The sequence below is a fragment of the Dactylosporangium sp. CA-233914 genome, from assembly GCF_050942935.1.
In the GTDB taxonomy this organism is placed as follows: domain Bacteria; phylum Actinomycetota; class Actinomycetes; order Mycobacteriales; family Micromonosporaceae; genus Dactylosporangium.
Genome location: NZ_CP192030.1, coordinates 362,321 through 385,599, shown reverse-complemented (window position 1 = coordinate 385,599; position 23,279 = coordinate 362,321). Strand labels below are relative to the sequence as shown.

At 72.0% G+C, this 23,279-nt stretch carries 19 protein-coding genes; 14 read left to right on the top strand and 5 right to left on the bottom strand.

Features of this window, described 5'->3' with window-relative positions:
- The first annotated feature begins 18 nt into the window (after positions 1 to 18).
- From ACQPY0_RS01765 to ACQPY0_RS01755, 3 genes are read left to right on the top strand one after another with little or no spacing between them, the layout of a single operon-like run.
- Positions 19 to 1,851: an SCO2524 family protein gene (locus tag ACQPY0_RS01765; protein WP_432983579.1), complete on the top strand. Its 1,833-nt coding sequence runs from the start codon at positions 19 to 21 to the stop codon at positions 1,849 to 1,851.
- A gap of 1 nt (position 1,852) precedes the next feature.
- Positions 1,853 to 2,770 (top strand): SCO2523 family variant P-loop protein, encoded by a 918-nt coding sequence (locus ACQPY0_RS01760; RefSeq protein WP_432983576.1) that lies wholly within the window; start codon positions 1,853 to 1,855, stop codon positions 2,768 to 2,770.
- Entirely contained in the window at positions 2,767 to 3,717 is a 951-nt protein-coding gene (locus ACQPY0_RS01755) for an SCO2522 family protein (RefSeq protein WP_432983573.1), read from the top strand. The genes ACQPY0_RS01760 and ACQPY0_RS01755 overlap by 4 nt, the downstream gene beginning before the upstream one ends.
- Here ACQPY0_RS01755 and ACQPY0_RS01750 read toward each other — a convergent pair.
- A complete protein-coding gene (locus ACQPY0_RS01750; protein ID WP_432983570.1) occupies positions 3,702 to 4,688 on the bottom strand; it encodes a DUF6879 family protein in 987 nt (328 codons plus the stop codon). The genes ACQPY0_RS01755 and ACQPY0_RS01750 overlap by 16 nt on opposite strands.
- Positions 4,685 to 5,653 (bottom strand): SCO2521 family protein, encoded by a 969-nt coding sequence (locus ACQPY0_RS01745; RefSeq protein WP_432983567.1) that lies wholly within the window; start codon positions 5,651 to 5,653, stop codon positions 4,685 to 4,687. Before ACQPY0_RS01745 ends, ACQPY0_RS01750 begins: the two co-directional genes overlap by 4 nt.
- Positions 5,654 to 5,757: 104 nt before the next feature.
- Between ACQPY0_RS01745 and ACQPY0_RS01740 the strand changes: the two genes are divergently transcribed.
- Positions 5,758 to 6,717 (top strand): FAD-dependent oxidoreductase, encoded by a 960-nt coding sequence (locus ACQPY0_RS01740; RefSeq protein ID WP_432983564.1) that lies wholly within the window; start codon positions 5,758 to 5,760, stop codon positions 6,715 to 6,717.
- A 2-nt stretch (positions 6,718 to 6,719) separates the two neighbouring features.
- On the opposite strand, the gene mqnE is transcribed toward ACQPY0_RS01740, so the two are convergent.
- The gene (mqnE, locus tag ACQPY0_RS01735) at positions 6,720 to 7,889 is read right to left on the bottom strand and encodes an aminofutalosine synthase MqnE (RefSeq protein WP_432983561.1); all 1,170 of its coding nucleotides are present in this window, start codon (positions 7,887 to 7,889) and stop codon (positions 6,720 to 6,722) included.
- 338 nt (positions 7,890 to 8,227) lie between these two features.
- Between mqnE and ACQPY0_RS01730 the strand changes: the two genes are divergently transcribed.
- The 4 genes from ACQPY0_RS01730 to ACQPY0_RS01715 all read left to right on the top strand — a co-directional run bounded on the left by ACQPY0_RS01730 (position 8,228) and on the right by ACQPY0_RS01715 (position 16,304).
- On the top strand, positions 8,228 to 9,658 hold the full coding sequence (locus tag ACQPY0_RS01730; RefSeq protein WP_432983558.1) for an NlpC/P60 family protein: 1,431 nt from the start codon (positions 8,228 to 8,230) through the stop codon (positions 9,656 to 9,658).
- Positions 9,659 to 9,815: 157 nt separating this feature from the next.
- Positions 9,816 to 14,270: a hypothetical protein gene (locus ACQPY0_RS01725; RefSeq protein WP_432983555.1), complete on the top strand. Its 4,455-nt coding sequence runs from the start codon at positions 9,816 to 9,818 to the stop codon at positions 14,268 to 14,270.
- Between the two features lie 78 nt (positions 14,271 to 14,348).
- On the top strand, positions 14,349 to 15,647 hold the full coding sequence (locus ACQPY0_RS01720) for a DEAD/DEAH box helicase (protein WP_432983552.1): 1,299 nt from the start codon (positions 14,349 to 14,351) through the stop codon (positions 15,645 to 15,647).
- Between the two features lie 51 nt (positions 15,648 to 15,698).
- Positions 15,699 to 16,304 (top strand): putative glycolipid-binding domain-containing protein, encoded by a 606-nt coding sequence (locus ACQPY0_RS01715; RefSeq protein WP_432983549.1) that lies wholly within the window; start codon positions 15,699 to 15,701, stop codon positions 16,302 to 16,304.
- 5 nt (positions 16,305 to 16,309) lie between these two features.
- Here the strand turns inward: ACQPY0_RS01715 and ACQPY0_RS01710 are convergent, their stop codons facing one another.
- Positions 16,310 to 16,756, bottom strand: coding sequence for an Lrp/AsnC family transcriptional regulator (locus ACQPY0_RS01710; protein ID WP_432983546.1), 447 nt, complete (start codon positions 16,754 to 16,756; stop codon positions 16,310 to 16,312).
- Between the two features lie 188 nt (positions 16,757 to 16,944).
- Between ACQPY0_RS01710 and ACQPY0_RS01705 the strand changes: the two genes are divergently transcribed.
- Complete coding sequence (locus ACQPY0_RS01705) at positions 16,945 to 17,172, top strand: BldC family transcriptional regulator (RefSeq protein WP_350610253.1); 228 nt, start codon at positions 16,945 to 16,947, stop codon at positions 17,170 to 17,172.
- Here the strand turns inward: ACQPY0_RS01705 and ACQPY0_RS01700 are convergent.
- Complete coding sequence (locus ACQPY0_RS01700; protein WP_432983542.1) at positions 17,135 to 17,767, bottom strand: UbiX family flavin prenyltransferase; 633 nt, start codon at positions 17,765 to 17,767, stop codon at positions 17,135 to 17,137. The genes ACQPY0_RS01705 and ACQPY0_RS01700 overlap by 38 nt on opposite strands.
- A 74-nt stretch (positions 17,768 to 17,841) precedes the next feature.
- Between ACQPY0_RS01700 and ACQPY0_RS01695 the strand changes: the two genes are divergently transcribed.
- From ACQPY0_RS01695 to ACQPY0_RS01675, 5 genes are all read left to right on the top strand, one after another.
- Positions 17,842 to 19,302, top strand: coding sequence for a menaquinone biosynthesis decarboxylase (locus ACQPY0_RS01695; RefSeq protein WP_432983539.1), 1,461 nt, complete (start codon positions 17,842 to 17,844; stop codon positions 19,300 to 19,302).
- A complete protein-coding gene (gene mqnP, locus ACQPY0_RS01690; RefSeq protein WP_432983536.1) occupies positions 19,299 to 20,216 on the top strand; it encodes a menaquinone biosynthesis prenyltransferase MqnP in 918 nt (305 codons plus the stop codon). Before ACQPY0_RS01695 ends, mqnP begins: the two co-directional genes overlap by 4 nt.
- 25 nt (positions 20,217 to 20,241) lie before the next feature.
- On the top strand, positions 20,242 to 21,588 hold the full coding sequence (locus ACQPY0_RS01685; RefSeq protein ID WP_432983533.1) for a mannosyltransferase family protein: 1,347 nt from the start codon (positions 20,242 to 20,244) through the stop codon (positions 21,586 to 21,588).
- A 16-nt stretch (positions 21,589 to 21,604) separates the two neighbouring features.
- On the top strand, positions 21,605 to 22,075 hold the full coding sequence (locus ACQPY0_RS01680) for a PH domain-containing protein (protein ID WP_432983530.1): 471 nt from the start codon (positions 21,605 to 21,607) through the stop codon (positions 22,073 to 22,075).
- A 109-nt stretch (positions 22,076 to 22,184) separates the two neighbouring features.
- Positions 22,185 to 23,276: a mannosyltransferase family protein gene (locus ACQPY0_RS01675; RefSeq protein WP_432983527.1), complete on the top strand. Its 1,092-nt coding sequence runs from the start codon at positions 22,185 to 22,187 to the stop codon at positions 23,274 to 23,276.
- Positions 23,277 to 23,279 lie beyond the last annotated feature (3 nt).

Below are 23,279 nucleotides of genomic sequence, written 5' to 3'. Positions count from 1 at the left end.
GTAACGGGCGGGAGGCCCATGAGGATCCAGCCGAGGCGCCAGCTCATCGAGGCCTGGCGAGCGGTCGCGGAGCACTCGTTACCGAAACAGACCTGGATCTGGGGCGGGCGCGTCGAACGCAATTCGATCTCGGATGCCGAGCAATTGCTGTGCCTTCTCGGCCCCGCGACCGGCGATGACGCGTTCGGGTTCGACCAGCCCGACCGGACCGCGCCGGATCTGGAAAACGCGCTGCGGCGATTCGGCGACAGCATCGAGATCCCCCGGACACTGCTGCGCACGATGCGGGACTACCTCACGACCTACGCCGACGGGGACGGCCGGCCGACCTTCGCCGGCGGCACGTACTTCGCCGGCGCGGAGGACGGCCGGGAACCGCTCCCCGAGCAGCGCCTGCTCGACGTGGTCGACTCCTATGCGATCTCGATCCGGCTCAGCCTGGCGATCATCGGTTTCGTGCGGGTGTATCGCCGCTCGGTCCAGCGCGAGGACCTGCTTGACGAGATCGGCACGGTCGAGGCGCAGGCCAACCGCCGGCTCACGGCCGCGATGGTCGGCCTGCTGCGCGGCTTCGCGATCAATGTCGTCGACTCCGAGCACGACGACGGCCGGCTGCTCATCTCGACGATCAACCAGGGCGACCAGGCGCCGAGCCGGGTGCGCGAGGCGTTCCGCACGCAGCTCGAGGACATCCGGGCCGGTCTGCGCGACATGAGCATCGGCATCGCGATCTCCGACGAGCTGGCCAACCCCAACAAGCTCTTCGAGTGCGGCTGGTCGTGGGGCGTCACCGAGCACGCCCCGCCGGTCGACACCCCGGAGAAGGACTCGATCCTGCAGCCGGCGGGCGTCGCGCAACGGGCGCCGTATCTGTACTTCACGGTTGTCGCTCTGGAAGCCATCCAGCAGCTGTTCTCGCGTCGCACCCGGATGCTCACGCTCCTCGACGAGGAGCAGAACCGGCTGGCCCGGACCCTGCAGGTGCGCTTCGACCTGACGCTGAGCTACTGGTCCCGGCTGGCCCGCTTCGGCGACGGCCGCTGGCCGCTCGAGGACATTCCCTGGGCAATGCCCGACGGCACCGTGTCGGACTATCACAGCCTGCTCGTCGCCGCGATCGTCGTGCTCGATCTGTCCAGCAACCCGGCGGCCGAGGGCGATACGGCCCGGGTCGGGGCGGTGCTTCGCGAGCTGGCTCAGCGGGCCCGGATCACCCGCCGGCCGACCAGCGATACGGACCCGGCGATCCGGCTGCACAGCCCCGGCTACGGCTTCGAGCTGGAGGGCAGCCAGGAGATCGGCGGCGGACCGCGGCTGCGCTGGCTGCTCATCGACTTCTCCACACAGCTGCTGCGCCAGATCCTGTCGGCTGCCGTGCTGGCCCAGACGGTCGAGACCCGCGCGGCGCTCACCGAGCTGGCCGACGACGTCTGGGAGCAGCACCTGCGGCCCCGGCGTCGAAACGGGCTCTGGGATCGACCGGAGGCGATCTATGCCGGCCTGCCCGCGTCGGACCCTCGCCCGTCGTGGTACTACACCGAGCGCGTCGTCAACTGCGTCGTCGCCGCCATCGAGCTGATCCGCAACGACCCGCTGCCGAGCCCCGAACTCATCAAGCAGGCCAGGCACCTGCTCGCGGAGGCCGACCACATCTACGCCCGCGAGCTGATCCGGGTCGTGGACGCCGGGCCGGCCATGCACCAGGAGCTCCAGGACGTGGAGGCGACGCTCCTGCGCGCGAACGAGATGGTCGGGCGCCGGCCCGGCACCGCGAAGTCGCTGGCCGAGCAGGCTCTGGTGAGCCTCGATCGGATCGCGGCCGCCCGTCGTGACGGCGCCGAGGTGTTCTGAGGTGCTGGTCTTCGCCGTCTCCGACAAGGGTGGCACCGGGCGCTCGGTGACCAGCGGCAACATCGTGTACCGCACCGCGCTCACCGGCCGCGACGTCTGCTATCTCGACTTCGACTTCGGGTCCCCGACCGCCGGCACCGTGTTCCAGATCGAGAAGCTGGTCAGCGGCCTGCCCGGCACCGGCCTGCACTCCTATTTGCAGGGCCGCACGCAGACGCCGAACTGCGTGGACGTCTGGGCCGAGTCCGAGGGCGAGACGCTGCGCCGGCAACCGCCGGGATCCGGGCGGCTGGAGCTGTTCCCCGGCGACCGCGACGGCGGCGAGTTCCCGGCGTCCGAGGAGACCGTCGCGCGCTGCGCCGAGCTGTTCCTGTCGCTCGAGGAGCAGTACGACGTGGCGCTGGTCGACCTCAGCGCCGGCCGGTCCTACGCGGTCGAGACCGCGCTCGCCGCGACCTCGGCCGAACAGCTGCGGCACGTGACCGTCCGCTGGCTGGTCTTCCACCGCTGGACGCACCAGCACATCCGGGCCGCGCACGACCTGGTCCACGGCGCGAACGGCATCATCGCCGCAGGCAAGGCCAACTACCACGACGAGGGTGAGCTGCGCCGGTCGATCCGGTTCGTCCGCACCGCTGTGGTGCAGCCCAACTCGCCCTCGCTCGCCGGGCTGCGCCCCGAGCAGGTGGCCTGGCTGGAGAACTGCAACGGCTCGCTGCAGACGCTGGCCGGCCGGCTCGGCCTCGGGCGCACCTCGCTGCTGGGCACCGTGCCGCTCGAGCCGCTGCTGCAGTTCCGGGAGCAGCTGATCTCCGATCACGACGTACGGCAGCGGCGCACCGCCAACCAGGAGACCGTCGACGCATTCGCCTCGCTCGCCGAGAAGCTGCACGACGAGCGGGCCTGGGAGGCCATGTGACGCGGCCCGGGACGGCTTTTTGGGAGGCGGGCGGCGACCCGCGCCCGGCCTCGGTCGCGCTGTCGCACGTCAGCATCGAGCTCGGGCACCTGTACTTCGAGGACTTCCAGGGTGATCCGGCGCGGCTCCCGCAGTACTTCCGCGAGATCCGGCCGTGGGCGGAGGCGGCCCGGACGGCCCTGCTCAGTGAGCTCGGCGATCGCCGGGCGCGCATCAGCACCTGCTTCCTCATGGACGACTACTTCGGCCCCACGCCATCACCGCGCGACGTCCTGCCGCCGGTGCTGGAGGCGGCCGAGCGGGCCGGGCTGACGATCGACTACCTCGCACGCGAGTCGGGCTGCGCGGAGGCGGACGGCGTCCCGCTCGCCGAGCTGGTCCACGAGCGAATCGTGGCCGACCCGCCGCCGGAGACCAACGGCTCGCGGCCGCCGGCCAAGGAGAGCGGCTGGCTGAGCAACGGGCAGCGTGGCGGGGCGAGCGCGGCCCGGGCGGGGGCGGCGATGGCCTCGCTGCGGCAGTGGGAGCCGCCGGTGGAGAACGGGGCGGCGCGGCACTCCGTGTTCATCGACGTCGAGCTGCGCGGCCGGGGCAAGTGGTCGTGCGCGTACCTGGCCTCCGTCTGGCAGCTGCTGCGCCTCGGGGTGCTGCGGCACAACGGCGCGGCGGTCGCCCAGCCGCGGGAGTGGGACGGGCCGCTCCCCGAGGACTGGGCCCAGCTGCCGCCCGTCATGCGGCTCAGCCCGAGGGCGCAGCCGTTCAGCGCCTACCGCACCGTGTCGGTGCTCGGCGAACGGTTCCTGCCCACCGAGCACGCCGTGCGCACGATTCTCGGCCAGATCCTCGTCGATCCCCAGGTCAACGCCGCTATTCTCGACCGCGCCGACGCCGAGGGCCTGCGACTGCCGATCCAGGTCGTCGACCGGCTGCGCTACCTGTTCGTCTGAGCGTCGAGTTCGCGGGCGCACTCCCAGAGATCGCGGAAACGCGCGATCCGGTCGCGGACGCGGCTCGCGCGCAGTTCCAGGCGGGTGTTGACGATCGCCGGCCGGACCGAGCCGTCGATGTTCGCGGCCGGGGTCGTCTCGTAGCTGACGGTGTCGTCGAAGAGGACGAAGTCGAACAGCGAACTGCGCCGGGTGCCCGGGATCGCCGACGTATCCAGAACGCGCACCTCGATGCCGAGACGCTTCTGCAGCTCGCAGACCTCCAGGAACGTCGGATCGCCGGCCAGGCCGGCGCGGTCCATGATGAAGACCCGCCGGACGCGCACGCCGCGCTGGATGGCGTCGCGCTGCACCTCGAGGTATCGCTGACCGAGGTCGCTGCTCCAGAGCCCTCCGTCGACCAGGCCGTCGAGCGTGGTCAGGCTGGTGGCGTCGATGCTGTTGCGGGCGTTACGGGCCAGGGCGAGCATCCAGTCGCGGTCCTCGCCCTCGTACGTCACGTTGCCGCCCTCGCTGAGCTCCTTGAGGAACTCGGAGGTCCGGCCGATCTCGGCCTGTGCGAAGAGGTGCACGAGCGGCGGCGCGTCGGGCGGGATCCGGGTCGCGTGCCGCACCAACTGGGTCATCGCGTCGGTTCGCAGCGCGGATGCCTCGACCAGCCCGAACAGCTCGGTCGCCTCGTTGATCTTCGTAAAGCCCTGCCTGACCTCGTCGCGGATCCGGCTCAGCCCGTCGTCGACCAGCCGCTCGACCATCTCCGCGTGCTCGGCCCCGGCGCGCCCCACCGAGCCGATGCGGCTGTCCATCTCACGCAGGAGCTGGGCCAGGAACACCACCGCGCCGATGAGCAGCGACAGGGCGATGACCCCGATCTGCCTCTGGTTGATGTGGTCGATCCAGACATTCGTTACGAGGTACACGAAGACGCCGATCCCCACCGATACGGCGAGCTTCCTGAACACCCTCGTCATTCGCTTCCCTCCCCCTGCGGACCTGGCCCGGCCCGCCCGGCGAGGTGCGCCAGCATGCCGAGCGTGAGCTGATCTCTGATGCGGTCGACGCAGGAGCGCCACTGCCGGGTCAGTCCCGGGCGGTCCTCCAGGCCCCGCCAGAGCTGTGCCACCGAGTCGGTCAGCCGGGCCCCGGGCATCCACAGGTGCAGCAGATGCTCGACGGCGGGGCGCAGCCGGGCGATGCGCGCCAGGTCGTCCGGGACGGCGTTGCGCCCGTCCTCGACCAGGTGCAGCAGGGTCGCCAGCAGCCAGTCGTGCAGTGCGACGTCGTCGCAGAAATCTCCGACCACCCCGAGGTCGGCGGGCTCGCAGCGGACGATCAGCGTCCGCAGGCCGCCGCGCTCGATCGCGAACCGCACGTCGGTCTCGTCCGCGTCCGCGACCGGCAGCGCGGCCCAGCGCAGGGTTGTGCGGGCCGCCTTCAGAGGCGCCTTGTGGTCGAGATCGTCCGAGCGCTGGACCGCGTTGAGCAGCCGTGCCGCGATCGAGCCCAGGTCCAGCGTCCGCGGCTCGCGCTCGACCGAGATGAACCCGTCGGCCAGGTCGTGCTCGTCGCCCTTGCCGATCAGCTCGACGTGGCCGGGGCGGGCGAGGTAGTGCGACCAGCCGAGGCGCCGGCCTCCCCCGCCGGTCACGACGCGGACCCGTGCGCTGCTCTGCAGCAGGTGGCCGCCGGTGATCGTCACGCGCCCGGCGACGGTGCCGACGCCGCGGCTCTTGGCGCCCGTCCGGGTCGGCAGCCGGCAGTCGATTCCGGTCAGCACGTCGGGCGAGCCGGTGTGCGCGATCGGGCGTTGACGGACGCGGACCTGTTCCCCGCCCGGCTGACCGACAAGACCTTCGGCGAAGCTCAGCGGCACCGCCTGGGAATTCTGCAGCAGGGCGGTGTGCACCTCACCGAGCGCAACGATCGAAACCTTCAAGATCGGTCACCCCTGACCCGACGGTGGAATTCGATTGCATCGCATGGTGATGAGCGGCGCAAGCGGTCGCGGGTGAGGGTGACAGCGCCGGATACCGTCGAAACATGTCTCCGATTCGATCGGTACTCGTGATAGGCGCCGGCGTGTCCGGAATGACCTCGGCCATTCGTTTGGCGGAGTCTGGATTCGCGGTCGAGGTCATCACCCGGGACGACCCGGAACAGACCACCTCGTGCGCCGCCGGCGCTCTATGGGGCCCATATCTCGCCGAGGACCCGCGCATTGCGCCGTGGAGCGAGCGGACCCTCACCGTGCTCGACGAGCTGGCCCGGGAGCCGTCCCTGACCGGGGTCAGCAGCGTCCTGGGCCTGGAGGCGGCCCGGATTCCCGCGCCCGTGCCGGCCTGGGCCACGGCGCTGCGCGGCTTTCGCATCGCGACGCGAGAGGAGCTCGGGGAGTACAGCAACGGGTGGTGGTACGAGGCGCCGCTGGTGGACATGCCGGCCTATCTGAAATTCCTGCGGGCCCGGCTGGACGATCTTCGGATAACGATCACGACCGGCGTGGTCGTCTCCGCGCTCGATCCGCGATTCGCGGCGGGACGGATCATCGTGAACTGCACGGGGATGGGCGCCGCGAAGCTGACCGGGGATACCGAGCTTCATCCGGTCCGCGGCCAGCTGGTGGTCGTACCGAATCCCGGCATTGATCAATTCTTTGCCGAACACGACGAGTCGCCGGACCCGACCTACCTACTGCCGCACGGCGACCTTCTGGTTCTGGGCGGCAGCATTCAGGACGGAATCGCCGACAAATCGGGGGATCCCGGGATCGCGGCGGCCATCCAGGAGCGATGCGCGCGGATCGACCCCCGGGTTCGTGGGCTCGAGGTGATCGAGCACCGCGTCGGCGTCCGCCCGGCCCGGCCGGGGATCCGGCTCGAGCACGAACGGACCCCGGGCGGCGTGGACGTGGTGCACAACTACGGACACGGCGGCGTCGGGGTCACTGTGTCCTGGGGCTGCGCGTACGACGTGGCGGCGCTCGCCATGGCGATCGCGTGAGGTCAGGCCCAGACCTGCTGAGGTTCGCTGCGGCGCTGCGCGAGCGGGGTCGCCTTGTCGTACTCCCGGACGATCTCGTACTTCGTGTTGCGCTCGACCGGCTGGAAGCCCGCGTCCCAGATGAGGTTGAGCAGGTCCTCGCGGTGCATGGTGTTGGGCGTGCCGTAGCTGTCCGCGTCGTGCGTGATCTTGTACTCGACCACGGAGCCGTCCAGGTCGTCGGCGCCGAAGTTCAGCGACAGCTGCGCCACCGACAGGCCGTGCATGACCCAGAAGCACTTCACGTGCGGAACGTTGTCGAAGAGCAGGCGGGAGACGGCGAAGACCTTGAGGCTCTCCGCCGGTGAGGCCATCTTCGTGCGGGCCTGGAGGCGGTTGCGGATCTTGCCGTCGGCCGAGTCGACGAAGTCGTGCTGGTAGCGCAGCGGGATGAACACCTGGAAGCCGCCGGTCTCGTCCTGCAGCTCGCGCAGGCGCAGGACGTGGTCGACGCGGTGGCGCGGCTCCTCGATGTGCCCGTACAGCATCGTGGAGGGCGTCTTGAGCCCCTTGCCGTGGGCCAGGCGGTGGATGCGCGACCAGTCCTCCCAGTGGGTGGCGTGGTCGACGATGTGCTGGCGGACCTCCCAGTCGAAGATCTCGGCACCGCCGCCGGTGAGCGACTCCAGCCCCGCGTCGATGAGCTCGTCGAGGATCTCGTCGGCGGGCAGGCCGGAGATCTTCTCGAACCACTGGATCTCGGTGGCGGTGAACGCCTTGAGATTCACCCCCGGCAGGGCGCCCTTGAGCTCGCGGAGGACCTTCGGGTAGTACTTCCACGGCAGCGTCGGGTGCAGGCCGTTGACGATGTGCAGCTCGGTGAGCTGCTCGCCCTCCATCTCCTTGGCCTTGGCGACGGCCTCGTGGATGCGCATGGTGTATGCGTCCTTCTCGCCCGGCTTGCGCTGGAACGAGCAATACGCGCAGCTCGCGGAGCACACGTTCGTCAGGTTGAGGTGCCGGTTGACGTTGAACATCACCCGGTCGCCATTGCGCTCGGTGCGCACCTGGTGGGCCAGGCCGCCGAGCCAGACGAGGTCGTCGCACTCATACAGAGCGACGCCGTCCTCCCTGCTCAGCCGTTCGCCGGCGGTGACCTTGGCCTCGAGTTCGCGCTTCAAGCCTGCATCCACGCCGCCAGCGTACGTCGGGCCTGCCGTTCCCCCGGCATTCATCTGCCTACGACGAAGCTGACATTGATCGACCCTCGACGCATGTCACCTCCTTGAGGTAAGAAAAAGTGCAGAAAACGCGGTCGGGCGGCAGACCGGCTGATCGATCGACACGATCGACCATTGGCGTGGCGAACCGACTGGGGACGGTGGCGATGAGCGGGCTGATGCTGAGGGCGGCGTTCCCTGTCGAGGAGAACGTGCCACCAGCTGTACAAACTCCGAAGCGTTCGGCGCCGGCCACGCCGCGCCTGAGGCTTCGTCGCGGGCCTGTCGTCGCCGCCGCGGTGGTCTGCACCATGCTCTGCTCGCTGATCACCCGCCCGGCCTACGCTGACCCGGCCGGGGACATTCCGGACACGGGCTCGCGGCCGATCGCCTCCGGGGCGCTCGTGCTGCCCGGCGGCGGCACGACCACCGCGCCGCCGCCCGCGACGACCACCACGCAGCGCGGCCCGAAGGCCGCCGAGCTGGCGCAGCTCGAGCTGACCGTCGCCCAGCTCGGTGAGAAACGCAACCGCGCCTCACAGGATCTGGAAACCGCGCAAAACGCGCAGGCCGACGCCGAGCTCAAGCTCGCCGACGCGACCAAGCGCGTCGAGGACCTCAAGGCCAAGGCCGACTCGGCCGCCGCCGAGGCCTACAAGCGCGCGTTGGGCATGGGGCCCCTGGACGGATACGCCAGCGACCTGCACAAGTTCGGCGTGCTCGCGCCCGGCTTGGGCAGCCAGCCGGGTGGTCAGGAGGCGGCCCGCGACCTGCTGCGCGCCCAGGAGGCCGAGTCGGCCGCCCGCCAGGAGCTGCAGGTCGCGCGGAACGCGCTGCAGACGGCCCAGGGCGCATACACGCCGATCGACACCGAGTTCCAGACGCAGAACGCGGCATACGTCAAGCTGCGCGCCGACAACGACGCGCTGGTCCTGCAGCTCGAGGCCGAGCAGGACGCCGCCGAGCAGTCGCTGAGCCCCAACCTCGTCGACAGCCCCGAGGTCGACGGCATGGTGGCCAACCCCAAGGCGATCCAGGCGCTCAGCTACGCGCTGAGCAAGGTCAACATCGCCTGGTACGTCTGGGGCGACGAGGGCCCCGACACCTTCGACTGCTCCGGGCTGGCCTACTGGGCCTACGGCAAGGTCGGCGTCCGCGTCCCGCGCGTCGCCGCCGACATGTACCACGGCACGCACGCGATCCGGGCGACCAAGAACAACCCCGGCGACCAGCTGCTCCCCGGCGACCTCGTGTATTTCGCCACCGACATGAGCGACTGGCGCACGATCTACCACATGGGCATCTACGTCGGCGGCGGCAAGATGGTCAACGCGCCGACGAGCGGCCAGAAGGTCAAGATCGCCGAGGTCCGCTGGTCGAAGCTCTTCGGCGCGACCCGCATCTTCGACGCCGTGTCGGCCCCCGGCCACACCCAGACGACGACCGCACCCCCGCCCGGTGGCGGCGGGACCACGGGACCGTCCCCGTCGAGCTCGACCTCGGCGAGCCCATCGGCCTCGGCCAGCCCGTCGACCTCGGCCAGCCCCTCGGCATCGCCCACCCCGTCGACCTCGGCGTCCCCGTCGCCCAGCGAATCCCCGTCCTCCTCGCCGTCGCCCTCGAAGGAGCCGTCGAACGAGCCCTCGGCCGCGGCGTCCTCGTCGCAGCCGGCCGCGGTGAAGTCCTCGGAGGCCGGGGCGAGCACCGCGGCCCAGACCTCGGCAGGCGCCGCAGCGAACTGAGCCCACTCCCTCCCCGAGATCACCCGGCGGCTGATCCAGAATCCGACGGACTCAACCCGGCACTGCGTGACTCGATGTGGCACCGTGGACCCGTTGGCTGAGGCTCCGTCGGGCACTCATTGATGCCTGTCAGGGCAACCGGTTCATGGAGGCAACGATGGACGAGCGGGAGACACGGGACGGCACACGCGGCGAGACGGTGCCGGCGGCCCCGTCGGTCGGCGGCCCGGCCCTGGCCAACCCACGGACCGAGCAGCCACAGGACGGCGCTGACCTGCCCCCGCTGCCGCCCCCGCCCCCGGTCGGCGCCGAACTGCTGCCGGAGCCGGTCGACGAGAACCTGCCCGACCAGGCGTTCGAGCCGCCGCCGACCCCGGTGGACGGCGCGCTGTGGCCGGGCGCCAACCCGTTCGAGTCCGCCGCCGCCCAGGAGGAGGACGACCCGGAGCTGGCCGCGATGATGGCCGCCTTCGCCGACACGGCCGACGCACCGTCCCCGGCCGCCGCCCCACCCGCCGCACCGCCTGCCGCGTCGCCGGTCTCGGCGGCCCCGGCCCCGTCGCCGTTCACGGTTCCCACCTCGGAGCCCTTCGCCGGCATGCAGCAGGGTGCTCCGGAGCCGGCGTCCGCTCCCCCGTCCTACTCGCCTCCCCCGTCCTACTCGCCGCCGGCCGCCGTCTCGGCTCCGCCGGTCTCCTCCTCGTCGGATGAGCCCCCGGCCTTCCAGCTCCCGAGCCTGGAGCCGGCCGCCGGTGTGTACGGTCCGCCGCCGACCGACCCGACCCCGATCCCGATCCCGGCCGTCCCCGACCTCCCGAGGGACGAGGACTCGGGCGGCCTGGCCGCGCCGTTCGGCCCGGCCCCGCTGGAGGGCTTCGCCCCGGCCGCAGAGGAACCGGACTCGTCGGATATGTCCGCACCGGTCGCGATCGTCGGTCGCGCCACGGTGTCGTCGATCGCGGCGCCGGAGGGCAGCATCGCGGAGGTACGCCACGAGGCCGGCACCTACCGCGCCGTCGTCCACTCCACCGCGGACGAGGAGGAGTCCTCCTCCACCCCCCTGTCACCCACGGCCTTCCAGCCCCCGCCCCTCGGCGAGCCGTCCGCGGCATTGACGGCGGAGGAGCCCCCACCCGCGCCGTTCCAGCCCGCCGCCGAGGAAGAGCCTCCGCCGCTGCCGAGCCGCGTACGCGCCCCACGCGCCCCGATGGAGTCGTCCTGGGACGCGTTCGCCAAGCCTTGGACCGCCCCGGCGGCCGCCGCGCCCCCGGAGCCACCGGCCCCGGCCGCGCCGGAGGTCCCGCCCCCGGCCGCCTACCCACTGCCGACCACCGACGCCCCGGCGCAGCCCTACGCCTCCCCCGCCTCGTCGTACGGCCCCCCGAGCGCCCCACACACGCCCTACGGCCGTTCCGCAGACTCGACCCCGCCCTACAGCCAGCCCGCGGACCTGGTCTCGCCCTACAGCCAGCCCGCGGACTCGGCCCCGCCCTACGGTCGCCCCGCAGATTCGGCTCCGTCCTACGGCCAGCCCACGGACCCAGCCCCGCCCTACGTTCGTTCCGCAGACTCGGCCCCGTCCTACGACCAGCCCGCGCACTCGGCCCCGCCCTACGGCCAGCCCACGGACCCAGCCCCGCCCTACGGTCGCCCCGCAGATTCGGCTCCGTCCTACGGCCAGCCCACGGACTCGGCTCCGTCCTACAACCCGCCCAGTGAGCCCGCGCCCGCATACGAGCCGCCGGCCTACAGCCCGCCCGGTGAGGCCGCGCCCGCATACGGGCAGTCCGGTGAGCCTGCGCCCGCATACGAGCCGCCGGCCTACTCCCCGTCCGGTGAGCGTGCGCCGGCGTACGGTCCGGCGAGCGAGCCACCGGCGGTCGTACACCCGTTCGCGGTGCAGCGTCCGCCGCAGGCTCCGGTGGCTCCCGCGTTCCCGGCCCCGGCCGAGCCCGCCGCGGTGCCCGAACCGGCGGCCGCGAGCGCCGCCCCGGTCAGCGGCGCCCCCAGCTCGCCCTTCCCGGGCTTCGGCAGCGCGAGCTCCCCGTCCGGCGGCGGTGCGGACGTGCCGTTCCCTGGCGCCGGTAGCGCGAGCGTTCCGTTCCCCGGTGTGGTGGAAGCCGGTGGCGCCGACGCGCCGATCTCAAGTGCGGGCGCGCGGGCCAAGGCCTCCGTCCGGGGCTTGCACACGGTCAGCGCCGAGGAGGCCGCCCAGGCCGCGCGCGGTTCGGCCGCAACGCCCACCGTGTACCGCGGCGGCGCCGTCAATACCGATCAGTCCCTGACCGGCAAACCGTCCGAGCCCTCTGAGCCCTCTGAGCCCTCCGAGCCCATCCCCGGCCCGGAGCCGTCGCCGTTCCCGAGCCCGGAGCCGATCCCACAGCCCGAGCCCAGCCCGTTCCCGCCGGCCCCGACCCCGGAGCCGATCCCGCACCCGTACCCGCCGGCCCCCGAGCCGGAGCCCATCCCCGAGCCGGAGCCGGTTCCGCGGCCCGGCCCCCCGCCGGGCCCCTTCCCCCAGCCCGGCCCGAACCCGTTCCCCGGCCCGGGCCAGCCCGGCCCGTTCCAGGCCCCGCCCCCGTCCTTCGGCCCGCCCCCGCTCCCGGAGACCCCGGCCGCGCCCTCGTTCGGCCCGCCACCCCTCCCGGAGACCCCGTCGTACGGTCCGCCCCCGCTGCCGCAGACCCCGGCCACGCCCTCCTTCGGCCCGCCACCACTCCCCGAGACCCCATCGGCCCCGTCGTACGGCCCGCCGCCACTGCCGCAGACCCCATCGGCCCCGTCGTACGGCCCGCCACCGCTCCCGGAGACCCCGGCCGCGCCCTCGTTCGGCCCGCCGCCACTCCCCGAGCCCTCGTTCGGCCCGCCGCCATTGCCGCAAACCTCGTCGCCCCCGCCGTTCGGCCCGCCACCACTCCCGGAGACCCCGTCGTACGGCCCGCCGCCACTGCCGCAAACCTCGTCGGCCCCGTCGTTCGGCCCGCCACCGCTCCCGGAAACCTCGGCCGCACCGTCCTCCGGCGCGCTCGCGGCCCCGGCGTACGGGGTCCCCGACGCGAACCCGGCCCCGTCCTTCGGCGGCAGCAGCCCGTCGTACGGCATCCCGGACTCGAACCCCGCCCCGTCGTTCGGCCGCGGTGGCGCGGCGGCACCCGCGTCCGGCGCGCCCGCCTACGGCATCCCCGACGCCACCCCGGCCCCGCCGTTCGGTGGCGCCGACTCGACTCCTCCGCCCGTGGAAAGCTCGCCCTTCCTCGTGGCCGAGGAGCCCCCGCCGCTGCCCGAGCCCGACCGGCCCAAGGCCGACCAGGTCAAGGCCGACCAGCCCGAGGAGCAGACGCCGGCGCCCCCGGCGTACACCACGCCGTCGGCCGAGCACCCCTGGGGCCACAACGAGGCGTCGGCCGAGCAGGCGCCGCCGCCGCCCGCCCAGCAGCAGGGCTGGAACCCCCCGCCCGCGCGGCCGGCCGGTTGGGGTGCGCCCCCGCAGGGTCAGCCGGGCTGGGCTCCCCCGCCCAACGCGGGCCAGCAGCCGTGGCAGCAGCCCGGCCAGCCGGGCCAGTACGGGCAGCCGGGGCACCCGGGTCAGCCCGTCCGGGGCCAGCAGCCCCCGCCGCAGGGCTGGAACCCGCCGCCGGCGCAGCAGCCGAACTGGCAGCCGCCGCAGCCGGGCCAGTACGGCCAGCCGCAGCCGGGCTGGGGTCAGCCCCCGGCCTCGGTCCCGCCGGCCCAGAACCAGCCGAACCCGAACTGGAACCAGGGCCAGGGCTGGAACCCGCCCGCCTCGGTGCCCCCGGCGCCGCAGCCGGGCTGGCAGCCGCCGCCCGCCCAGCCGCAGCAGGGCTGGGCCCCACCCGCCTCGGTGCCGCCGGCCCAGCCGGGCTGGCAGCCGCCGCCGGCTCAGCCCGGACAGCCGGGCTATTACCGACAACCACCCCAGTACGGACAACCCGCCCAATACGGACAGCCCGCACAGCCGCCCCAGTACGGGCAGCCCCAGCCGGGCTGGGGACAGCCGCCGACCTCCACGCCCCCGGCTCAGCAGCCGCCCGCCTGGGCGCCGCCGCCGATGCCGGGGCCGGGTGCCGCGCGAACGGAGAACGACGAACATGACGTACAGCAGCAGCATCAGAACTGGCCCGGCAGCGGGGGCTATCCGCCGCCGGCCAACCGGGCCCCGGGCAATGTCTACCCGCCAAACGGAGCGCCCGCGCAGTCCCCGCCGGAGCACCAGCAGCCCCCAGCCATCCCGCCGCCCGACGAGGAGGGCGAACTAGTGGGGGAAGAAGAGTCACCAGCCCCGGTCCGGGTCACTCAACGGGCCTCCGTCGGCACCGTGTACGGCGGGAAGGGCGGCGCATCGCCGACGCCCTTGCCCACCGCCACCGACGAGAGCAGTCCGCTGGAGAACTCGGGGTCGCTCACGGGGCACATCCTGAGCCAGGGAACCGCGGAATCGGACGACGACGAGGCGCCCGCCGCGTCGGGCAACCGCCGAGTGATCATCATCATCGCGATTATGGTGGTTGTACTGCTGGTGGGCGGCTATTTCGCCGTGACGTTCGCGCGCGGCTTCATGGACAACATGGTCGGCGTGGCACCACAGAAGTGAGCCGCAGCACGGCGGCTGGGACCCTTCGGCGGAGATCGGATAGGCTGAGCCGTTCTCCAATCGGAAGGTCCCAGCTCCTTGCTGCTCGCTGACCCCAGCTCGTATCCGTCCCTCTTCGACAAATCCACCGAACCCGATCCCGGTTTCGCGGGCCTCGGGCTCCCCGGCCGCCTGGTGCGGGCGCTGGCCGCAGAGGGCATCACCGAACCCTTCCCGATCCAGTCGGCGACCGTCCCCGACGTGCTCGCCGGCCGTGACGTGCTCGGGCGGGGCCGCACCGGCTCCGGCAAGACACTCGCGTTCGGGCTGCCGCTGCTCGCCCGGCTCGCCGTGTCGGGGCGGTCCCGGCCGCATGCGCCGAAGGCGCTGGTCCTGGTGCCGACCCGCGAGCTCGCGATGCAGGTCAACGACGCGCTGACCCCGCTGGCCAAGGCGCTCGGGCTGTTCTGCAAGACCGCGGTCGGCGGGGTGCCGTACGAGCGGCAGATCTGGTCCCTGGAGCGGGGCGTCGACGTGCTCGTGGCGACGCCGGGCCGGCTCGGTGACCTGATCAAGCGCGGCGCGTGCCGGCTCGACGCGGTGGAGACCACCGTGCTCGACGAGGCCGACCAGATGGCCGACATGGGCTTTCTGCCCGAGGTCACCGAACTGCTGGAGCAGACGCCGGCGTCGGGGCAGCGGCTGCTGTTCTCCGCCACGCTGGACAAGGACGTCGACGCGCTGGTGGCGAAGTTCCTGGTCGACCCGGTGACGCACTCGATCGAGCCGCCGGTGGCCTCGGTCGGGTCGATGGATCACCACGTGCTGCTCGTGCCACCGCACGACAAGGTGGCGATCGCCGCCTCGATCGCGGCGCGCCAGGGCCGCACGATCCTGTTCGTGAAGACCCAGCTGGCCGTGGACGAGCTGGTCGAGCAGTTCGCGCGGGTCGGCGTGCGGGCCGGGGCGCTGCACGGCGGCAAGTCCCAGCGGGTGCGGACCCGCACGCTGGCGGAGTTCCGCGAGGGGACCGTCGACGTCCTGGTCGCGACGGACGTCGCCGCGCGCGGGATTCACATCGACGACGTTTCATTGGTCGTACACGTCGACCTCCCCCGTGACCAGAAGGACTACCTGCACCGGGCGGGCCGCACCGCGCGGGCCGGGGCCGCGGGGACGGTCGTGACGCTGGTGCTGCCGCGGCAGCGGCGGCGGGCGGCCGCGCTGCTGGCCAAGGCCGGCGTCACCCCCAACGAGCTGCGGGTTCGGGCCGGCGACCCGGCGCTGGCCGAAGTCACCGGGGCGCGGCAGCCAAGCGGCGTGCCGGTGCGGATCGCCCAGAGCCCGCCACCCGGGCGGCGGCGGACGAACGATCGGCGGCCGCCCCGGAACCGGTGACGGAGCGTAACGCCCCTCACGCAAAACGACATTGTCCGATACCGTCCGGGGATGACCGTGCTACCCCGGGCGTTCGCCTGGCAGCGGACCGACACCACCGGCGGCGAGTTCGTCACCCTGGACGACCGGCGGGGGCTGCGCGCCAAGGGCGTCGCGTTCGCCGCCGACAACGCGTTATACGTGTGCCGCTATGAGCTGCACACGGACGAGATGTGGGTCAGCACCCGGCTGGAGCTCACCGTCGAGGGCGGCGGCTGGCGGCGCGCCCTGCGGATGGAGCGGGCGGCCGGGCGCTGGCGGGTGACCACCAGCGAGCAGGGCGACCTGGAGCGGGCGCTGCCCACCGCGCCGATGCCGGGCATCGAGGAGCCGGACCGGCTGCACTCGGTGCTCGACGTGGACCTGTACAACTCGCCGCTGACCAACACGCTGCCGGTGCGCCGGCTCGGGCTGCACCGGGCGCCGGCGGGCACGAAGGTCGAGATCGAGGCCGCCTGGGTGCTGCTGCCGAGCCTGGCCGTGCTGCCCTGCACGCAGGCGTACGAGGTGCTGGGGCCGGGGCGGGTGCGCTACCGCTCGGAGAACTTCACCGCCGACATCCAACTCACCGACGACGGCTACGTCGCCGATTATCCGGACCTGGCGACGCTCGCGTGAACCGTTCATCCGGCTGGCCGGATGCGCCCTTCCCATTTGGTGGAAAGCGCAATGGAGGTGCGCGTGCGGGCCACTCCCTGCACCCGGTTCAGATCGACGATGAGCCGTTCCAGATCACCGATGGTTTTCACCCTCGCCTTGCACAGAAACGATTCCTCACCCGCCATGAAGTAGCAAGACTCGATCTCCTGGCGGTCGCGCAGGGCCTCGAGCACCGCGTCGGTGTCGCCGCTGCTGTCCTGGACGATTCCGATGACCGCGGTGAGCGGCAGGCCCAGGGTCTCGGGCTCGACCTCGGCGCGGTATCCCCGAATGACCCCGGAGGATTCGAGCTTGCCGACGCGTTCGTGCACGGCGGGGGCGGAGAGGCCGACCTTCCGGGCCAGCTCGGCATATGGAAGGCGGGCGTTGTCCCGCAACAGGTCGATAAGCTGTCGGTCGATCGTGTCCATCGCGACAAGCCTAACGGTCCGGCTTTTAACACAGCTAATTACCCAGAAGTGCGTTTTCCTCGTTTCCCGGACACGGCACGTGAGCGGTGCTGTAATGGGCGTACATCCCAGGATGACTCGCGCTTTCAGCAGCTTCGCAGCATGGGGGTGCGCGGGCCCGGCGAGCCACCCAGGGTAAAGGAGGGGCCGTGGAGACGGGAGATCGTCTGCTGACGCCCGGTGAGGTCGCAGCCTTGTTTCGCGTCGATCCGAAGACGGTGACGCGTTGGGCCGCGGCCGGCCGCATCAGCAGCATCCGAACCCCGGGTGGACACCGGCGGTTCCGGGAATCCGAGGTGAGGGCGTTGCTCGAAGGGGATGACGCTCTTGATGACACCTCTAACGGGAATGGCCGAGCTCACCCGACCAACGAGTGAACAGGCTGTGCGACACGGCGGCGGCGTCGAGAATTTTGCCGGCGACGAAGTCGACCAGCTCAGCGGCCGTGGCCGCGGCACCGGCGGCATAGAAGCCGGGGCTCGCGGGCAGGATCACCGCACCCGCGTCGTGTAGTGCGATGAGGTGCTCCAGGTGACTGCGCGTCACCGGGGTCTCGCGTGGCACGATCACGAGCGGGCGGCGCTCCTTGAGGTTCACCTCGGCGGCGCGCTGAAGGAGGTCCTTGGACAGTCCGATGGCGATGCCGGCGCACGCCGCCGTGCTCGCCGGCACCACCAGCATGCCCTGGACGGGATACGACCCGCTGCTCGGGCCGGCGGCCAGGTCGCCGGCCGGCCAGTAGGCCAGGTCGGCGCCGTCCAGCGGGCGGCCGAGCCACGCGGCGAGGTCGTCCTTCCAGTGCGCGTCCCGGAAGGGCCCACCGGTCTCGTCGAGGATGGTGAGCCGGGCGGCCCGCGACACGACGAGGTCGACGGCCTCGCCGGCGTCGAACAGTGCCCGGAGCACGGCCGCCGCGTATGGCGTGCCCGACGCCCCGGAGACTCCTACCACCCAAGGCCTGCGCGAATTCACACGACAACTCTGCCACGGTCACACCGGGCGAGGGCGCTGCGGGAAATGTCATACCCGGTTGGCAGGATGCAGGCATGGCTCGCGGATTTCCATATGCAGACCTCAACGAGTTCCTGGCCGCCCTGGACAAGGCCGGGGAGCTGCACCGGGTCGCCGCGCCGGTCGACCCACACCTGGAGATCAGCGAGATCGTCACCCGCACCGTGCGGGCCGGCGGCCCCGCCCTGCTCTTCGACAAGCCGACCCGCGGCGACATGCCGGTCGCCATCAACCTGTTCGGCACCGAGAAACGCACGGCGATGGCGCTGGGCGTCGAGCGCCTCGACGAGGTCGGCGCCCGCATCGGCGAGCTGGTCAAGCCCGAGCTGCCGGTCGGCTGGGCCGGCATCCGCGACGGCATCGGCAAGCTCATGCAGCTCAAGTCGGTCCCGCCCAAGCACGTCAAGACCGCACCCTGCCAGGAGGTCGTCTACAAGGACGACCAGGTCGACCTCAACCGGCTGCCGGGGCTGCAGGTGTGGCCCGACGACGGCGGGATCTACCACAACTTCGGCCTGACCCACACCCGGCACCCGGAGACCGGCAAGCGCAACCTGGGGCTTTACCGGCTGCAGCAGCACAGTCACAACACGATCGGCATGCACTGGCAGATCCACAAGGACTCCACGGCGCACCACGCGGTCGCGGAGCGGCTCGGGCAGCGCCTGCCGGTGGCGGTGGCGATCGGCGCCGACCCGGTGGTCTGCTACACGGCCAGCGCCCCACTGCCGTCCGACATCGACGAATACCTGTTCGCCGGCTTCCTGCGCGGCGAGCGGGTCGAGATGGTCGACTGCCTGACCGTGCCGCTGCAGGTCCCGGCCAACGCCCAGATCGTGCTGGAGGGCTATCTGGAGCCGGGCGAGCGCCTGCCCGAGGGGCCGTTCGGCGACCACACGGGGTTCTACACGCCCGTCGAGCCGTTTCCCGTCCTGCACGTGCAGTGCGTGACCACCCGCCGCCAGCCGATCTACCACTCGATCATCACCTCGAAGCCGCCGCAGGAGGACCACGGCCTCGGCAAGGCGACCGAGCGCATCTTCCTGCCGCTGCTCAAGCTGCTCATCCCGGACATCGTGGACTACGACCTGCCGGCGGCCGGCGTGTTCCACAACTGCGTGATCGTCTCGATCCGCAAGCGCTACCCGAAGCACGCGCAGAAGGTGATGAGCGCGATCTGGGGCGCCCACCTGCTGTCGCTGTCCAAGCTGATCGTGGTCGTCGACGAGGACTGCGACGTCCACGACTACGCCGAGGTGGCGTTCCGCGCCTTCGGCAACGTGGACTACGCCCACGACCTGCTGCTCTCCCAGGGCCCGGTGGACCACCTCGACCACGCGTCCTACCAGCAGTTCTGGGGCGGCAAGGCGGGGCTGGACGCCACGCGGAAGACTCCGGCGGAGGGCTACCATCGCGGCTGGCCGGAAGAGATGGTCATGTCGCCCGACGTCGTGGCGCGGGTCGACAAGCGCTGGAGAGAGTATGGGTTCAAGTGACGATCGCTGAGGCACCCCCGAGCCGGGTCAAGGCGTTCCTGCGGCTGGTCGCGATCGAGCACTCGGTGTTCGCGCTGCCGTTCGCATATCTGGCCGCGCTGACCGTGATGACCATCCAGGACCCCGGTGCGCAGCAGCCCCGGGTCGGCTGGCTCGACCTGCTGCTGGTGACGATCGCCATGGTCGGCGCCCGCACGTTCGCGATGGCGGCCAACCGGATCATCGACCGGCGCATCGACGCGCGAAACCCGCGCACTTCCCGCCGCGAGCTGGTGACCGGCGCGGTGAGCGTGCCCACCGCGTGGACCGGCGCGGCCGTCGCCCTGGTGGTGTTCCTCGGCGCCGCCGCCCTGCTCAACCCGCTCTGCCTGGCGCTGGCGCCGCTCGCGGTGGTGCCGCTGATCGTCTATCCGTATGGCAAGCGCTTCACCAACTGGCCCCACGCGATCCTCGGGCTGGCGCAGCTCGTCGGCCCGGTCGGCGCGTGGCTCGCGGTCACCGGCGACCTGCGCGGCTCGGGCCCGGTCTGGGTGCTCGGCGTCGCGGTCGGGCTGTGGATCGGCGGCTTCGACCTGATCTACGCCTGCCAGGACACCGAGATCGACCGCAAGATCGGCGTGCACTCGGTCCCGGCCCGCTTCGGGGTGCCGTTCGCGCTGCGGCTGTCGAGCATCGCGCACGTCGTCACGTTCGCCCTGTTCGTCTGGTTCGGCGAGCTGGCCGGGCTCGGCTGGCTGTGGTGGATCGGCCTGGCCGTGACCGCGGCCGCCTTCATCTACGAGCACGCGATCGTGCGCCCGGGCGACCTGTCCCGGGTCAACCGGGCGTTCTTCACGGCCAACGGGTTCGTCGGCATCGCGCTGTTCGTCTTCGCACTGCTCGACCTGGTCGTCCGCGGCGGGCTGCGCCCCTGACATGAGCGCCTCTACGATGCCGCAGATGGAGGACCCAGGGGAGCACCCCGCACCGGCCGGTGGCCAGACCGCGACCGAGCCCAGGGCGACCGGCCCGGCCGTGGGCGCCTTGACAGTGAGCGACTCGCCCGTGAGCGCCTCGCCCGTGGACGCATCGGCAACGGCCGACTCGACGGCGGCCGACTCGGCGGCGGGCGGCGGCGGGCGGGGCACCGTGACCGCCGACCGTCCGTGGCGGCGGGCGCTGCTCGGCGGGCTCGGGATCTTCGTCGCGAGCAAGGTCGGTCTGGCCGCGGTCACGGCGTTCTCGTGGATCGGCGAGAAGCGGCCCAACGTCACCGCCTCCTACCTCGCCGCCCAGTGGGCGTCGCAGTGGGACTCGAAGTGGTTCATCGACATCGCGCAGCGCGGCTACTACCCGGAGCCGGAGAAGGCCCCGGCGGCGTTCTTCCCGATGTATCCGATGCTGATCCGCGCGCTCACCCCGATCTGCCTGGGCAAGCCGTGGGTCGCCGCGCTGCTGGTCGCCAACGTGGCGACGTTCGCCGCGCTGGTGGTGCTCTACCGCCTCGCCGAGCACGAGTTCGATCGCGTGGTCGCCGGCCGCACGGTGTTCTACCTGGTGGCGTTCCCGACCGCGCTGTTTCTGACCGCGGCCTACAACGAGGGCCTGTTCATCGGGCTGATGCTCGCCGCGGTCTACTGCCTGCGCCGGCAGCACTGGTGGTGGGCGGGCGCGTTCAGCGGGCTGGCGGTGTTCACGCGCTCCGCCGGGGTGCTGCTGGCCGGGGCGTTCGTGTGGGAATACGTGCGGGTCAACCGGCTGAGGATTCGCCCCAGCGCGCTGGCGGTGCTCTTCGTCCCGCTCGGCGTGGCCGGCGTTGCGGCGTTCTCACTCAACGCCTACGGCGAGCCGTTCGCGTTCCTCAAGGCGCAGCGCTACTGGGGCCGGCACCTTGACTGGCCCTGGATGCCGGTCTGGCGGGGCTTCCAGTCCCTGCACAGCGGGCTCGGCCTGCGCTACGGCTTCAGCGACGTGTGGGTGCACAACCTGCTGGAGCTGGCGACGGCGCTGCTGTGCATCGGGCTGTTGGTGCTCAACTTCGTCGGCCCGTGGAAGATCCGCCGCGACCAGTGGGTCATGCCGCTGATCGGCATCGGGCTGACCCTGCTCATGATCAGCTTCCCGTCGTCGCATCAGCCGTATCCGCTGTACTCGGCCTCCCGCTTCGGCCTCGAGGTCTTCCCGGCGTTCATGATCCTGGCACGCATCGGGGCGCGCCCGGTGGTCGATCGGATCGTGGTCGCCCTCTTCTTCATGCTGCAGGCGATATTGGCCGCTTTCTTCGTGCGGGGCGGCTGGGTCGCGTAATCGTAGGGGTGTGCAGATGCGCAGCGGTGCCTTCTCCGACCGGCCGGGCGCCTCGCCCCCGCCGACGACCCGGCAGTGGCGGGTCTCGCCGGGGTTCACGGCGCTCAAGTGCGGCGTCACGGTGGTCCTGGCCCTCGCCGCCGCGTTCTTCGCCGAGGACCGCCCGGCCCTGAGCGCGGCGGTCGTCGCCGCGCTCGTCGCGGGCGCCTACGCGCTGCGCGACCTGCTGGCCCCGGCCCGTCTGGCCGCCGACGCGGACGGCATCACGGTCGTCACCGGTTACGCCGGCCGCCGCCACGTCCCGTGGCGCGAGGTCGAGCGCATCCGCGTCGAGTCGCGCAGCCGGGCGGGCCTGCGCAGCGACCTGCTGGAGATCGACACCGGCGACACGCTGCACCTGCTCAGCACATATGACCTCAACGCCCGCCCCGCCGACGTGGCCGAGGAGCTCGAGGCCATCCGGGCCGCCCATGGAACCACCGCCTGACCGATCCGCGCGGGCGGTCCTGACGCCCGCGCCGCCGATTTATACGGATGAAGTACGAAATATCCGCTCCGATCGCCGGCCATGGCGGCGGGCCGTCGTCGACGGGGTCGTGGTGTTCGCCGCGAGCCGGGCCGGGCTCGCCGTCGTGTCGATGTTCGCGTGGGTCGGCGATCCGGCGCCACGGCGATCGGTCACGCAGGTCGCACGGCTGTGGGCCGCCCAGTACGACTCGCCGTGGTTCATCGCGATCGCCCAGCACGGATATCAGAAGACTCCGGACGCCTCACCGGCCGCATTCTTTCCGCTCTATCCACTGCTCATCCGGATCGCGACGCCCCTGACGCTCGGACGGCCGTGGGTGGCGGCGCTGCTCGTCGCCAACGCCGCGCTGCTCGGGGCGCTGATCGTGCTCTTCCGGCTCGCCGAGCACGAGCTCGGCCCGGCCGCCGCCGGGCGCACGATCTTCTACCTGGTGGCGTTCCCGACGGGGTTCTTCCTGAGCGCCGCGTACAACGAGGGGCTGTTCATCGCCCTGCTGGCGGCGACCGTGTACTGCCTGCGCAGGCAGCTGTGGTGGCGGGCCGGCCTGCTGGGCGCCCTGGCCGCGGCGACCCGCTCGGCCGGCATTCTCCTGCTGCTGGCGTTCGCGATCGAGCTGCTCCGCGCGCGCCCCGGCTGGCGCGATGCGCTCGCCGCCGGGCTCGTGCCGCTCGGTCTGGGGGCGGTGATGGCGGTGGACCGGCTGGCGTACGGCGATCCGCTGGCCTTCTCGCACACCCAGGCCGCGCACTGGGGCCGCCACCTCGCCCCGCCGTGGCAGGCGCCGATCGACGCCGTCCGGCGGGCCGGGCCGCCGTTCACCGAGATCTGGGTCCACAACGTGCTGGAGCTCGCGAGCGTCCTGGCCCTGGCCGCGCTCCTCGTCCCGTGGCTGCGCAGGACACGGCGGGACCAGGTGGTCTACCCGCTGCTCGGTGCCGCGCTGCTGATCTTCATGATCAGCTTTCCCAGCCGGTACACCGCGGACATCCCGTATCCGCTCTACTCCACGTCACGCATCGGGCTGGAGGTGTTCCCGGCGTTCATGGCGCTCGGGGTCCTCGGACGCCGGCCGTGGCTCGACCGTGCGGTGCTCACCACCTTCCTCTCCGCGCAGGGCCTCCTGGCGGCGCATTTCCTGCACTCGGGCTGGGTGGCGTAGGGG